The 14907-nt window shown below is 65.1% G+C and carries 9 protein-coding genes; 6 read left to right on the forward strand and 3 right to left on the reverse strand.

Annotation, left to right across the window (positions count from 1 at the left end; translation table 11 throughout):
* Positions 1–3 precede the first annotated feature (3 nt).
* Complete coding sequence (locus tag FNL14_RS20665; protein ID WP_255470944.1) at positions 4–1365, reverse strand: BTAD domain-containing putative transcriptional regulator; 1362 nt, start codon at positions 1363–1365, stop codon at positions 4–6.
* A gap of 374 nt (positions 1366–1739) precedes the next feature.
* Between FNL14_RS20665 and FNL14_RS20670 the strand changes: the two genes are divergently transcribed.
* The 6 genes from FNL14_RS20670 to FNL14_RS20695 all read left to right on the forward strand — a co-directional run bounded on the left by FNL14_RS20670 (position 1740) and on the right by FNL14_RS20695 (position 12451).
* Entirely contained in the window at positions 1740–3281 is a 1542-nt protein-coding gene (locus tag FNL14_RS20670) for a cell wall metabolism sensor histidine kinase WalK (RefSeq protein ID WP_142064048.1), read from the forward strand.
* A complete protein-coding gene (locus FNL14_RS20675) occupies positions 3266–3964 on the forward strand; it encodes a response regulator transcription factor (protein WP_142064051.1) in 699 nt (232 codons plus the stop codon). Before FNL14_RS20670 ends, FNL14_RS20675 begins: the two co-directional genes overlap by 16 nt.
* Positions 3965–4059: 95 nt before the next feature.
* Positions 4060–4563, forward strand: a complete 504-nt coding sequence (locus FNL14_RS20680) for a hypothetical protein (RefSeq protein WP_142064054.1) — start codon at positions 4060–4062, stop codon at positions 4561–4563.
* Between the two features lie 150 nt (positions 4564–4713).
* Entirely contained in the window at positions 4714–9846 is a 5133-nt protein-coding gene (locus tag FNL14_RS20685; RefSeq protein WP_142064057.1) for a peroxidase family protein, read from the forward strand.
* 126 nt (positions 9847–9972) lie between these two features.
* On the forward strand, positions 9973–10326 hold the full coding sequence (locus FNL14_RS20690) for a hypothetical protein (protein ID WP_142064061.1): 354 nt from the start codon (positions 9973–9975) through the stop codon (positions 10324–10326).
* Positions 10327–10468: 142 nt separating this feature from the next.
* Positions 10469–12451 carry a hypothetical protein gene (locus FNL14_RS20695; protein WP_142064064.1) on the forward strand — a complete coding sequence of 661 codons (1983 nt, stop codon included), beginning with the start codon at positions 10469–10471 and terminating at the stop codon, positions 12449–12451.
* Between the two features lie 101 nt (positions 12452–12552).
* Here FNL14_RS20695 and FNL14_RS20700 read toward each other — a convergent pair whose 3' ends face one another.
* Together FNL14_RS20700 and FNL14_RS20705 are read right to left on the reverse strand one after the other, a co-directional pair.
* Positions 12553–13851 (reverse strand): Nramp family divalent metal transporter, encoded by a 1299-nt coding sequence (locus tag FNL14_RS20700; protein ID WP_181762726.1) that lies wholly within the window; start codon positions 13849–13851, stop codon positions 12553–12555.
* A 119-nt stretch (positions 13852–13970) separates the two neighbouring features.
* Positions 13971–14906: a dihydrodipicolinate synthase family protein gene (locus tag FNL14_RS20705; RefSeq protein ID WP_142064067.1), complete on the reverse strand. Its 936-nt coding sequence runs from the start codon at positions 14904–14906 to the stop codon at positions 13971–13973.
* Between the last annotated feature and the right edge of the window lies 1 nt (position 14907).

Raw genomic sequence — 14907 nt, forward strand, 5'->3', positions numbered from 1 at the left:
GGGCTACGCCGAAAGTCCCGGTGCCTGCGCCCCCATGCTGCCCAAGCCGGCAAGGAGGGACGGGTGCACAATCAGATTGCCGGGACGGGCGTGCCTCAAGGTGTCCAGCATGATTGCCAGGGCGCCGTCCTTCGGAAGGAATGCACACACCCCCATGCCGGCGGCCTCACGCAGGGCTTCCTGTGACGGGTTGCCTGTCAGCATGACGATCCTGGCGTCGGGGGCTTCAGCGAGAATGCGTTCGGACGCCGTAAGCCCCGAACCGTCAGCCAGGTGCAGGTCCATAATGACGACGTCGGGCTGCAGTTCATGGAACATGCTCACCGCTGATGCCACTGACTTGGCCGCTCCCACACTCGCGAGGTCCGGCTCCCGGTCCAGCGCTCCGGCCAGCAGGTCCGAAAACGTGGTGTGATCGTCAGCGATCAGGATCCGCATGCGTTCCGTTTCCTGCCGGGCGGCTGCGGGGGCAGGGTCGCGGCTTTCCTTGACCACATGAATGGGGCCCCGGACTTCCGCCGGTCCTGACGCTGCCGCGGTGTTTGACAGGAGCCTGGCCTGTGCCTCCCTCAGCAAAGGACCGGGGGCGCAGCCCAGTTCCTCATCCATGACCCTCCGGCAGCGGTCGTACGTCCGCAGGGCTTCGGTGTTCTCCCCATTGCGTTCCAGTCCAAGAATCAGGGCCGTCCATGCCCGCTCGTTGAGGGGATCTTCCTTCACCGCCGCGTTGCTGAAGGTCATCGCCTTGGCAACGTCACCGACAGTAAGAGCCGCTTCTGCAGCCAGCACGCGGGCAACGTTAACCTGGTCCGCATGCAAGGCCCGCTCTTGCTCGGCCCAGGCCGGCAGCAGTTCGTCCCCGAGCAGCGGAGCCGAAGCCAGCTCAAGTGCATTGGTGAGCAAGGCGAGCGCCTCGCGCGGTTCGGCCTGGCTGGCCATTTTTGTCAGAGTCTCAAAGCGGTCCAGATCCAGTTCCACGAGCGAGCGGTCGATGGCGTAGCCGCCTGTGACTGTCCGCAGGGGGCCCGTCCGGCCGGCGCCGGGCTGCAGGTGGCGTCGAAGCACGCTGACGTAGCTTTCGAGGGTTGGCAGTGCAACAGCGGGATGATTGCCGTCCCAGAGCAAATCCATAATGCGGGTCTTGGACACGGCCGTGCCAAAGCTCAACAAGAGGATTTCGAGCACCTGACGGGGCTTGGGTCCGCCGAGGTCCTTGGCAGTCAGTTCCTTGCCCCCACAGCGGATCGTCAGCGGGCCGAAAACCGAAATCTGAAGCGCCGGCATCTGCGGCGACACTGCAGAAAGCGGGGCTACAGAAAGGGTACGGGCATCGGCCGCTCTCTTCGCCAGTTCCAGAGTAATCACGAAGGTCTCCCCCAAATACAAATAGGTCAATGCGTGAGTCCCATTGAAAAGGGTGGGCAAACACCCGGACAACAGTGTTGAGTACTCAGTTCTTGGAGTACCCATACTTGGGTTTTGCGGCCCCTACGCACAGCCGGTTTTGCCACCCCACGCCGTGACCTGAAGGAAGAAACCGGCGGGGAAGCGTTTCCGCTGGTTAGCCCAACGATTTGATGCTCGTGGGGATGTTGGGAAAAACCTAGGTAGCCTCTTGGGAGCGCGATGGGCAGAGCCAAAGCTTTCCCCAACCGGCCTACCCTATTTTTCCTTGTATGGGCACACTGGCGGTTTGTGACGACAGCTCTGGTGCCGGCGCCGATGGGAGGGGAATCCAGATGAACGTATCCACCAGGGCTTTCCTCAATCTCCCTTCGATGATGGGCAATCTGTCACTGGCTGGTGGTTGGCAGCGGCTGCGGGCAGGACTGCGTACTGTCCGCTTTCGCGTTCTTGCCACTGTCCTGGCTTTCCTGGCGGCGGGCCTGCTGGTTGCCGGCATCACCACGCTTGCCCTTGACTTGCGTAGCCTCAACAGCCGGGTCAGCGAGGATCTCCTGCTCCAGTCCGAGCGGCTCCAGACCATCGCGGAACAGGATGTTCCGGGCGGCGGCCCCTTCAGCTCCCTGGAAGTACTGTTCACCGTCTTCCTCCAGGGCGACACCCCGGGCCGGTATGACTCCGTGATGGCCACCATCAACGGCGGCAATACATTCCTGCCCGCGGGAGGCCAGCCAACAGATCTCGCAGCTTCCGCAGTGCTGGAGACTGTCCGCGCGGAGCACCGGGAAGGACGCACCGTGTTCCATGACATGACCCTGGACGGCCGGCAGGTGCGTTTGGCCATCACCTCAGTATCGATCGGTGACGGAACGGCGGGCGGGCTTTTGGTGGCAGCCAATGAAATTGGGCGGCAGCGGGAGCAGGCCATCGGGTCCTTCGGAACTTTCGTGCTGGTCTCGCTGGCCACCCTGCTGCTGGCAGGCGCCGTGGGCTACATCATCACGGGCCGGTTGTTTGTTCCCGTCCGGCGCCTGCGCCAAGCCACTGGATCCATCACCTTTGACGATCTGAGCAGCAGGGTCCAGGTCCCGGCCGGAGATGACGACGTCTCGCAACTGGCCACCGACTTCAACCGCATGCTCGACAGGCTGGAAACGGGCATCGCCGACCAGCGCCGGTTTGTGGATGATGCCAGCCATGAACTCCGGACACCCCTGACCATCATCGGCGGCCACCTCCAGCTGCTTTCGGCGGCAGACCCGCAGGACGTCGCCGAAACCCAGGTCCTGCTCCTGGAAGAACTGGACAGAATGCAATCCCTGGTGGATGAGCTCCTCCTGCTCGCGCGCAGCGGGCGTCCGGATTTCCTCAGGCCGGACTGGATCGACATCGACTCCTTCCTGCAGGCTGCGATGAACAGGATCAAGGTCCTGGCTGACCGGCAGTGGCGGATCGACGCCATGCCCGGGGGCCGCATCCGCGCAGACCGACACCGCCTCACCCAGGCGGTGGAACAGCTGGCAGCGAATGCTGTGCAGTCAACGCGGCCGCACGATGTGATTTCCCTTGGTGCAGCATGGACCGGAACGCCGGACGGCACGGCACTGCCGGGACAAACCGGATCTTCCGGAGCGGGCCTGGACATCTGGGTGGCGGACACAGGGTGCGGCATCAGCCCAGCAGACCAGGAACGGATCTTCGACCGCTTCGCCAGGGCGGGAGTTTCCCGCGGCACGGAAGGATCGGGGCTGGGCCTGCCCATCGTCAAGGCCATCGCCGAAGCACACAGCGGCGCGCTTCGGGTTACTTCACGGATCAATGAGGGCAGCCGGTTTGTCCTTTCACTGCCAGGAAGAATGACATGCCAAGGATCCTGATCGCCGACGACGAACCACGGATCGCGAGCTTCATCACCAAGGGCCTCACAGCCGCAGGTTTCACCACCACTTCCGTGGAGGACGGCATCCGGGCGCTGGACTACGGCAGCTCCGGGGAGTTCGACCTTCTCATTTTGGATATCGGCATGCCCAGGATGGACGGGCTGGCTGTGCTTGCGGCATTGCGGTCAATGCGCTGCGAGGTTCCAGTGATAGTGCTGACGGCCAAGGACTCACTCCAGGACACCCTTGCCGCGCTCGACGGCGGTGCGGACGACTATATGACCAAACCCTTCCGCTTCGAGGAGCTGCTTTCGCGGATCCGCCTGAGGCTGCGTGACGGCGCCGGCGCGCAGGCGCCGCCGGTCCCGGTACGCGGGGACATCAGCCTCGATGTCGACCTCCGCTGCGCAACCGTGCGGGGCCGGACGGTGCCGCTGTCCGCCAGGGAATTCGCCATGGCCCGGGCGTTTGTGGAGAACGAGGGCAAACTGCTCACAAGGGAACAGCTGCTCAGCCGGGTATGGGGATACGACTTTGACGGGTCCTCCAACGTGGTGGACGTCTACGTGGGGTACCTGCGCAACAAGCTTGGCCCGGAAAAATTCCTGTCCGTCCGCGGTGCGGGATACCGCTTTGTAGCTGTCCCGGCTTCCCCTTCGCAGGCATCTTCGGCTGGATGAGAAGTCTCTCATAAACATCTCATCCCCCTCTCACGGGCCCCGGGCACAGTGGATGCACAACCAAAAGCGGATACACCACCAAGAAAGGCGAACCGATGAAGAAGTTCTGGTATCTTCCCGTTGCAGCTGTTATGGGCGCGGCGAGTCTCACGGTCTGGACCCAGGCCAACGCAGGCCCGCCCCCGGCTGTGTCGCCGGGCGTGGTGGTCGCGGACGTGAAGTCCGGCGACGACAAACCCAAACCCGAGGACCGGCCGGCGCAGCTGCCCGCCCCAAGCCCCAGCGCCAGCATCACAGCGGTTCCCGAGCCTGTGGCCGGTCAAACGCAGCTCGTGCCGGCCGAACCGCAGACTGTTCCACCCGTCGTCGTCGATGACAAAGGCGGCCTCCGGGCACCCGGCGTCTCGGACGACCCCGTCACCCACGACCTCGGCGACGACAAGGGCGGGCTCAGGGCACCTGGCGTCACCGACGACCCCGTCACCCACGACCTCGGCGACGACAAAGGCGGGCTCAGGGACGCAGGCGTTTCAGACGACGGCCCCAGCCATGACGCCGGCGACGACAAAGGTGGTCTTCGGGAAGGGGACGACGATTAGGGCAGCGACTGCCAGCACCTGACCGCCCGGCACAAGGTTTTCCCTAGAAGGCCATAACACCATGGCCTTGTTTCGCCGGCTCTACTGGGGAGCCGGCCCTACGGGGGGAACCGATTAAGGATGAAGGCTTTAACGCGCCAGTCACCGTCCATGCCACACCACAGGCCAAACCACGGGACCGCGAGCGCACGCCTGCGGTTCCTGGCGGCTTCCGGAGCGCTGGCTTTGGCGGCTTCCATGGGCCTGCCGCCTCTCCCTGCCAACGCCGTGCAAGCCCCACCAGGCGCGGGCTTCACCATCACACCTGCCGACTTGTCCTTCATCCTGAAGCAGATCAAGATCGCTGAAGCCCACGTTGCCAACACCACCTCCGCAACGGGGCCATGCGGTGCCCTGGTGGGAACCGGCCCCAACCAGCTGGCCAGCCCCCTGCTGTCCCACGGCCTCCGCACGGTGGATGGCAGCTGCAACAATCTCCAGCCCGGCCAGGAAAACTTTGGCGCCTCGGACCAGGTGTTCCCGCGCCTGGGCTCCAAGTCCTTCGGCGCCGCGGAAAGCGGATCCTTCGGCGGACCCCCGATGGCAACGGGCTACACCCAGAAATCCGGCAGCGTCTTCGATTCGCGGCCGCGCACCATCAGCAACCTCATCGCCGACCAGACCTCCACCAACCCGGCAGCTGTCACGGCCGCCGGATTCCCCGCGCGAAGCCAGGGCAACGAGGGCGTGGTGCCCTGCACCACGGACCCCGATCCGGACGCCGATCCCCCGGTGAAAGCCGCGCCGGACGGCTGCGTCCCCTCGCACAACACGTTGTTCATCCCCAACGTCACCACCGACGTCGGCCTCTCCCCGCCCTACAACTCCCTCTTCACACTGTTCGGGCAGTTCTTCGACCACGGCATCGACCAGACGGTCAAAGGCGGTGGCACCGTCTACGTTCCGCTCAAGGCCGATGACCCGCTGATCGCAGGCCCGGACCATGTCTTCGGCAACGCCGATGACCTCAACCCGCACATGCGCTTTATGGTCCTGACCCGGGGCCAGAACCAGCCGGGCCAGGACGGCGTCCTGGGAACCGCTGACGATGTCCAGGACGCGCTGAACACCAACTCGCCGTGGGTGGACCAGAGCCAGACCTACGCCTCGCACGCCTCCCACCACGTATTCCTGCGCGAGTACGTCAACAACTCCGCGGACCGGCCGGTGGCTACAGGCCGGATGCTGGGCGGCCCGGCGGGCACGCCCACGGAAGGCGGCATGGCCACCTGGGCCGATACCAAACGGCAGGCCCGGGAGCTGCTCGGAATACAGCTGCTGGACAGGGACGTCCTTAGCGTCCCCATGCTCGCCGCCGATCCCTACGGCAAGTTCATCCCCGGCCCTAAAAACGGTCTCCCGCAGTTCGTCACGAAGTCGGGCCTGGTGGAGGCGGACCGCACCGCGAACGACGGCCGCGGAACGCTGGTCCCGCAGGACGTGCTGTACTTCAACACCCCGTTCCTGACGGACATCGCCCACAATGCGGACCCGTCCCCGCAGGACTCCGACCACAACCCGGCCACCCCGCCGGCAGCGCCCACCCCCGACGGCGACAAGGCCGCCTCCGCGGATTTCGCCAGCCAGGCGCCGGGCACCTACGACGACGAAATGCTGGACGCGCACTTTATCGCCGGCGACGGCAGGGTGAACGAGAACATCGGCCTGACCGCCATCCACCAGGTGTTCCACTCCGAGCATGACCGCCTGGTGGGGGACATCAAGCGGGTCCTCGCCAATGACACCTCGGCCAGGGGCACCGCAGCCCTTGCCGAGTGGAAGCTGGCGGCGGGCGCCGGGGGCTGGAACGGCGAGCGGCTGTTCCAGGCCGCACGGTTCATCACCGAGATGGAGTACCAGCACCTGGTGTTCGAGGAGTTCGCGCGGAAGATCCAGCCCGGCATCAACCCCTTTGAGCCCTTTGCCTTCGCGCAGACGGACATCAACCCGGCAGTCAGCGCCGAATTCGCCCACGCGGTGTACCGCTTTGGCCATTCAATGCTCACGGAGACCATTTCCCGCCGCAACGAGGACAGCCCGGGGGCTGACAAGGTGTTTGGAACGTCCGACGACGTCCGGGGCTCCCGGAATGACATTTCCCTTCTCGAGGGGTTCTTGAATCCGCCCGCCTACACCGACGGCGGCCCGGCCGGCGCGCTCACCTCCGAGGAGGCCGCAGGCAGCATCATCATGGGCATGTCGGACCAGGTGGGCAGCGAACTGGATGAGTTCGTCACCGATACGCTCCGCAACAAACTGCTGGGCCTGCCCATGGACCTGGCCGCGATCAACCTCACCCGTGCCCGGTCAGAGGGGCTGCCCACGCTGAACGCGCTGCGCCGGGAACTTCACGGCGCCACCAACGACAGCCAGCTCAAGCCGTATGCCAACTGGATCGATTTTGGCGAAAACATCAAACACCCGGCGTCCCTGGTCAACTTCGTGGCCGCCTATGGCCAGCACCCCTCCATCCTGGCAGCCACCACGCTGGAAGCCAGGCGCACGGCAGCCCGGCTTATCGTCAGCCCGGACGCCCTTGCCGGCGAGGTGTCCCCCGAGGATGCGGTGGACTTTATGAACAGCACCGGCGCCTGGGCCAACAAAGGGACTACGTCCATCACCGGGCTCGACGACGTGGATTTGTGGATCGGCGGCCTGGCCGAACGGACCAACCTGTTCGGCGGCCTGCTCGGCAGCACCTTCAACTATGTCTTCGAGAGCCAGATGACCGATCTGCAAAACGGTGACCGGCTGTACTACCTGGCACGCACGCCCGGCATGAACCTGATGGCACAGCTCGAAGGAAACTCCTTCGCCGAAATGATGATGCGCAACACCAACGCGCAGGCGCTGAAAGCCGATGCCTTCGCCACTGCCGACTGCAAGTTTGAGATGAAGAACCTCAATGGAACGCCCGCGGGCTTCGCGGCCGCCGGCAACGCCGTCGCGGACGATCCCCAGTCCGAGTGCAACGAGTCCGCGCTGCTGATCCGCATGCCCGACGGCACCATCAAATACCGCGCATCCAACGGTGTTGACCCGGCCGGCATCAACGGCCAGGCCGTCTACAACGGATCGGTCAATGCAGACCGCATCCACGCCGGCGTGGACAACGACACCATGTGGGGCGGCGCGGGCAACGACGTCATCGAAGGCGGCGACGGCGCCGACACCGTGTTGGGCGGCGATGGCAATGACGTCATCACCGACTCGAACGGCGACGACATCCTCAAGGGCGGCCCGGACAATGACGCAATCGACGGCGGCCCCGGCCTGGACCTGCTCCTGGGCGGAGACGGGCGGGACTTTATCAATGGCGGCGCGAACTCGAACGAAACGTTCGCCGGCGAAGACGACGACTTCGTGATCGCCGGTGAAGGCCTGGACGCCGTGTTCGGCGGCGGCGGGAACGACTGGGCGGAAGGTGGCGACGGCCCCGACCTGCTCATCGGCGACTCCAGCAACCTGTTTTTCCTTGACGATTCCGAGAAGCCCGGCAACGACATCCTGGTGGGCCAGGGCGGCGACGACGACTACGACATGGAAGGCGGGGACGACGTCGGAATTGCCGGGCCCGGCGTGGAAAAGGTGGCTGGTGCGTCCGGCTACGACTGGGAGAGTGGCGAATATGATCCCCAGCCGCAGGACGCGGACCTTGACCTGCCCATAGCGCCGCTGGACATCCTCCAGGTGGGGGTCCGGGACAGGTACAACGAGGTGGAAGCGCTCTCCGGTGGTCCTTTCGACGACAAGCTCAGGGGCGATGACATCATTCCCAAAACCAGGGGCGGCGCAGGCTTCATCGGCTGTGACGTGCTGGACCAGGCCGGCGTGGACCGCATCAAGGGACTCAGCGAGCTGATCCCGTCGCTGCCCACACCCCTGGCCGACGTCGTCAATGCCTCCGCCTCGAAGGAATGCCCCGTGCTGGCCGGCCCCTCGGTCTGGGGTGAGGGCAACATCCTCCTGGGCGGCGGCGGCAGCGACCTCCTTGAGGGCCGCGGCGGCAATGACATCATCGACGGCGACCGGTACCTCAGCGTCCGGCTCAGCGTCCGCACGGATGCCAGCAACGCAGCCAGTGAAATCGGCAGCGCCACGGGAATGAACGCGCAGTACCAGCACACCTCCGACGGCGCGCTAACCGGACCGACGCTCCAGCAGGCCGTGTTCGCGGGCACCGTGGACCCTGCCAACATCATCGTTGTCCGGGAAATCCTCAGCTCCAGCGAGGGAACCGACACCGCGGTGTTCTCGGACTTCGAGGCCAACTACACCGTCACCACCACCGGCGGCGACGGCACCCTGGGCTCCCCGGGCTCCGTCACCACCGTCCAGCACATCACCGGCGGGGACGGCACGGACACCTTGTCCAACATCGAACAGCTCGTCTTTGGTGACGGAACCGTTGCAGCGGGCGACGACCCGGGCGAGGAGGCCGAGGATGAGGTGGACGAGGTTGAGGACGGTGTGGATGCAGGCGTCGAGGAGGAAGTCGATGACGGAATCGACGAGGTCATTCCGGGCGACGGCGAGGTGGTGGTAATCATTACGCCGATGCCGGACACGGAGCCCGTACCCGGTCCTGCGCCTGTGGACCCCGCACCAGCCAACCCTGCGCCCGCTCCTGCGCCCGTGGACCCGGCGCCAGCGGACCCGGCCCCCGTTCTCCAGGCACCCGCCGATCCCGCACCGGCATACCAGGTGCCCGCGGATCAGGCACCTGCTGATCCCGCACCCGCCGATCCCGCACCGGCCGGCTTCTTCGTCCGAACCGTTGATTCGATGGGAACCCAGGTGGGCGAGATCCTGGCTGCCGAACCCGGTGCCACTAGGGTGGTGGTTCCCGGCTTGGAGAACGGCACCCCCTACAGGTTCCAGGTTGCACCGGCCGACGGCGGTGTTCCCGAATTCTCCGAATTGAGTGGTGCCGTTGTGCCCGGGGCCACCGAGGAGGACCGCCGCACCTTCAACCAGGACGCATTGCCGCTGGAGGCCGGGACGGACCAGCTGCCGGCGGCAGGAGCTGCACCGTTCGGCGGAGTGTTCGGAACGGCACCGGTGGTCACCCTGGCGGCACTGGCCCACTACCTGTCCACCAGCCCCGGAACCGCGGCCCTGGCCCTCACCACAGGGGGCCTGCTGGCGGCCTGCGCTTTGCTGGCCTACAAGCTGTACCGCGCCCGTGCCAACACCAGCGCCAGCGCCCGGAAAGCAGCCACCAAGGAGCCCACCAAAGCCTGACTGGCGGGGAGCACGCCGGCCGGCGTGCTCCCCGCTTGGCTAAAGAGACTCCCACCTTGGGAAAGAGGGAAACACTAAGGCTGGCTGCACATGGTTCCCACAACATGTCAGCAGTAACTTCACTTCATGGTTACTTGCTCAGTCCTCCGATGCACCAATCCCGGCTCCGCCTTTACAGTAGGCAGCCAACGCCTGGTTCCCGGCTATCACGAGGCCTACGTCTGTGCGGAGCACAAGGCGTTGATCGAAGCCGGCGCCCCCTGGGATATGGAAGGGAACCTGGTCCTGATGGGCACAGACCTTGCGCCCATCCTCGCGAATTGGCGTGCCCGCCCCAGCGTTGGGTCTGAGGGCTTCACCCTCACCCTTGAAATCGCCGGCCAGATAAAGCCGGTGGAAGTTTTCCTGATGCCCAGCGAGGCCAGGACGCTGTCCAGCTTCATCGATGCGGCAAACAGCGACGGCGGTGTGTGCGCTTAGCGCTCCAAGCTTTTTCCAAGGCCAAGCGGGGCGGCAATCTTCGAGCATTTCGGCTGCTGCACACTCCAAGGCGGGCACAACGTATCTCCAAGCCCCATGCCGAATATTGGAGGCCATCAGCACCCCTTTCTGAGGAGAAAAAATGGTACCCACACCAGCTGAATCCACAGGCATCCGCCTGAACCCAAGAGTTGCTACCCGCCGTGGCGTCGCCGCTGCTGCCGCCGTCATCCTGACAGCTGCAGGGCTCAGCTCGGCCGTAGCAGCCACCCAAGTAACAGTTAAGAACCCGGGCCAGCTGACCGCCGTCGGCCCCGTCAACACCGAACACGGCTTCCCGTCCTGGTACGAGGACAGCACCAAAACCCGCGTGGAGTTGTGCCTTGACGCGGAAAACCCCTTATGCGGATTCCTTCCCGGCGACGTACCGGACGAAACGGCACCCATCTCGTTCCCGGACAACTTCCCGGACGAGGCTTTCTACATGCTCGCCGGCTCGGAGCTGGACCTTCCCGGCGGTGGACGGGCAGTGCTGGTCCTCGGTTTGGAAGCCGCATTTGCGAATACGGTTACCGCCGGCGACCAGGTGGTGTTTGGCCGCCAACGCATTGTGGTCAAGGGCGGACCGGCGAACGCCGCGCTGGAGTTCAAGCACCCGTACGGCACCATCACCATCGACACCGACGCTGCCGGGGACGGCAAGCTGGTGGAAGACATCTCACCGGCAGCCGGTAACTTCACCACCGCCCTGAAGAGCAACGTGGGGCCCTTCCTGAAGTGGGATCCGGCGGTCGCTCCGGCGGCCCCCGAGGGCTACCTCGGAGACCCGAACCAGGAACACGCGGTGACGGGCAGCCCCATGAAGTACAACAAGTTCTCGGTCACCGGGGGCGGGCTTTCCCTTGAAACGGACCAGTTCGGCCTTCAGGGCAAGATTTCCACCAACCGTGGAGTCAGTGCCGATGGCGCGGTCCACAACGGGGACATGATCGACGTCTTCGCCACCAGTGGCCCCGACTCGCAGCTCCAAGTGGACGGACAAGGCTCCGCTTTCGCGACCACCCCCATGATCAGCGACCCGGGCAGCGGCCGGTACTACGCACGGATCAAGCTCAACGGCACTGCCCCGGAGAGCATCAAGGTCACCAATATTGGCGACAAACCCGCCAGCAGCAGCATCGTCAAGCTGGCCAAGCCAAGCACCATTTCCGTCACCAAAGCAACGTTCGACGGGACATCCCTGACAGTCGGCGCCGTATCCGGCGAAGACGGAGCTTTGACCGTGACCGATGTGGGTACCCTGGACAATCCCGCTCCGGGCACACCCACCGAGAAGTCCTTCCCGGTCAAAGCACCTCCCGCAAATGTCACCGTGAAGTCTGCTTCCGGCAGTTCAGCGTCCCTGCAGGTCACAGTCAGCGGCGGCCCGGCAACCCCGGCGGGACTGGATCCTGTCACTCCGCAGCCGGACCCGGGTCCGGTGGTGGAGACGGGCGGCGGTTCAGGAACCGTCACCCCGGCTCCTGACCCCACCCCCGCCACCACCGCAACGGCCACCGCAGCCTCTCCCACGTTGACCCGTGGCGGCAGCGTCCAGCTGGATGGCAGCGCCTCCACCGGGGCCGCCACCTACAAGTGGCGCCAGGTGGGCGGTCCCGCTGTGACCCTGTCCAGCGACACGGCAGCAAAACCCGTGGTATCCCTCCCCTTCTACGCCAAGACCACGGACACGGCGCCCCTGCCGGCCGTCACGGAGGGTGCGGTGCGGATCGAGCTGGTGGTCACCGATAAGGCCGGTGTCAGCAGCGCCCCGGCCTTCGTTGACCTGGCCATCCAAACGGACACCGTGGCCGTTGACCCCGGATCCCGCCACCGCCTCGGGACGGAGATGCGCATTGAAGGCACCTCCACACTGGGCACCACCACCCTGTTGATTCCGGCCACCACCGTGGTGGTCTACGACACCACTCCCGGCCGGCCGGTGACCAAACTCGGTACGGCGCAGGTTGACACCCTGGGCGCCTGGTCCCTGAGGGCCAAGCCCGGACCCAACCGGCAGATCACCAGCGTGCTGGTCCAGACCAGCCGCGGCGGCACTGCAACGGGAGCTGTCGCCACCCGCTAGCCGCTCTGGATGCTAAGAAGTCCAGGACCCTGTCCGCTGATGCGGGCAGGGTCCTGGCCTTTGTGCTGAGAGGGGCTGATACGGGGCCGCGGCGACGGTGCTTAGCCGAGCAGGGTGGTGATGAGCCTGAAGGAGGAGGCGATGATGGCGATAAGTCCGATGGCGGCGAACAGGTTGTGCCACCACTTGTTGCGGAGGTCTCCCATGACTTTGGACTTGTTGGCCATGATGACGATCAGGACGCCCAGCAAGGGTGCGATAAGGACCGTCAGGGACTGGGCGATGACGATCAGTCCCACAGGTGAGGATTGGAAGGACAGGGTGATGATCAGTCCGAATGCCAGGATCATGCCGGTGACGATGCGGGCTGCTGGTGACCCGGCTTTGGCCCCACGTCCAAGAGCATCGGAGAGCATCGTGCCGCCTGCCGTGGCATTGGCAATCATGGATGAGAAGGCAGCGCCGGAGAGGCCGAGGGCAAAGACCATGGCCCCGACGGGGCCTGCCAGCGGCGTGAAGATGGACGCGAGGGCGTTGATGGTGCCGGCTTCGGCCCCGGTTTTGCCGAGGACGGCGGCTGCGACCATGATGACGAGGGCGGTCATGATGCCGGGGGCCACGATGCCGGGGATGGTGTCGACGAGGGTGATGTCGCGGTAGTCATCGCGGGTGCGGCGGTGTTCCTTGACGCCGTAGGAGGTGTAGAAGGCGGCATTGATGGAGAAGTTCGTACCTACGAGCGCCACGATGAGGATTTCGCTTCCGGCGGGCAGTTGCGGCACCATGCCTTCCACGGACCGGTACCAATCGGGCTGGGCGACGACGGTGCTGGCGATGAAGGCGATACCCATGAGGACGACGATGACCAGGAGGGCCTTCTCGACGATTCCGTAGACGTTCTTGAAGGCCAGGACGAACCCGACGGCGGCGGTGCAGGCTACCGTCCACAGCACCGGTGAGCCGCCGAAAATAAGCGAAAGTCCCAGCCCGGATCCGACGGCATTGCCCACGGAGAACATGAGCGTGATGCCGAAGACCCCGAAACCGGCGAGGATGCCGACCGGTTTGCCGAGGTGTTCCTTGATGGAGGTGATCAGGGAGGTGGGAGTGGCGATGCCGAGCCGGACGCTCATGTCGGTGAAGAAGATCATCAGGATGGTGGAGACGGCGATGACCCAGACGAGGCTGTAGTCGAACCGGCTGCCGGCCTGGACGGCGGTGGTGAGGTTTCCGGGGCCGAATTGCCAGGCTCCCACCACGAAGGCCGGGCCCATCAGGGCAAGGTAGCCCAGGAAGGTGCGGTGCTTCTTCGTGGTGCCTTGTGCCGGGTTTCCTTGCTGGGTTGCCATCTGTTCTTCCGTAGTTCCGGGGCGGGTGATGGTCTTATTCTGCTCGCGCATCGGCGAGTCCTCCTTATACAGCGACGTTGCTGGGGGTCGTCATCGACCGGGATGGAGAGTAGGAGCTTGGAACGGGTGGCGGGCCTTCAGCCCGCCACCCGGAAGGATCTGGGAAAGGATCAGGCGCTGACGGTGACTTTGCCGATGTTTGCGGCGGCGAAGGCTTCGGCGATTTCGGTTTCGGCGCCCTCGGGCAGGGGCAGGAGCGGGGTGCGCACTGTGGCGTGGTCCAGGATGCCGCGGTTCACGAGTCCCCACTTCAAGGCGACGGTGCCCTCCATGTGGGAGCCGCGGTGGTAAACGTTCTTGGTCACCGGCAGCAGCCGCTCATGAATTGCGTGGGCACGCGGGTAGTCCTGCGCCTTCCCGGCCTCGATCAGTTCGACGAGCAGTTCGGGGGCGATGTTGCCGTAGCCGACGAGCAGGCCGTCCACATCGAACATTGTCGGCAGCAGGTACTCGTCATGGCAGGACAGCACCTGCAGTTCGGGGTACGCGGCGCGCAGCGCGGGGATTTCGGTGTACCAACGGCGCATGTTCCGGACACCGTTCTTCGTGGCAAAGACGCCTTCCTGGCCGGCGATCTCCAGCTGGGTTTCGAGGTCATAGGTCGCCTTGGTGTTGTCGGGGTACTGGAAGAGGATCAGCGGCAGACCTGACTCTTCGTAGATCTCCTGGTAACGCGACTGCGGGGCGCCCTTCTGGTATCCGAAGCGCAGCCACCCGTGCGAGGGGTAGACGAGACCAGCTGACGCGCCGGCCTCGACGGCCTTCTTGGCCTCGAGAGCCGCGGTCTTGTTGCCTTCCTTCGTGATGCCCGCCACGACCGGTACGCGGCCGTCGGTGGACGCCACGAATGCGCGGATAACGTCCAGCTGCTCCTCTTCGGTAAGGAACGTGCCTTCGCCGGCGTGCCCCAGGACGACGAGGCTCTTCACGCCATCAATCGATCCAAGCCATGAACCCAGGCGCTGGATCGCAGCGAAGTCGACAGCGCCATCTTCGGTGAACGGGGTGACAGGTGCGGGGCTGAGTCCGCGGAGGTCGAGTGTCATT

Origin of the sequence: Pseudarthrobacter sp. B4EP4b (assembly GCF_006680095.1) — a bacterium.
In the GTDB taxonomy this organism is placed as follows: Bacteria; Actinomycetota; Actinomycetes; order Actinomycetales; family Micrococcaceae; genus Arthrobacter.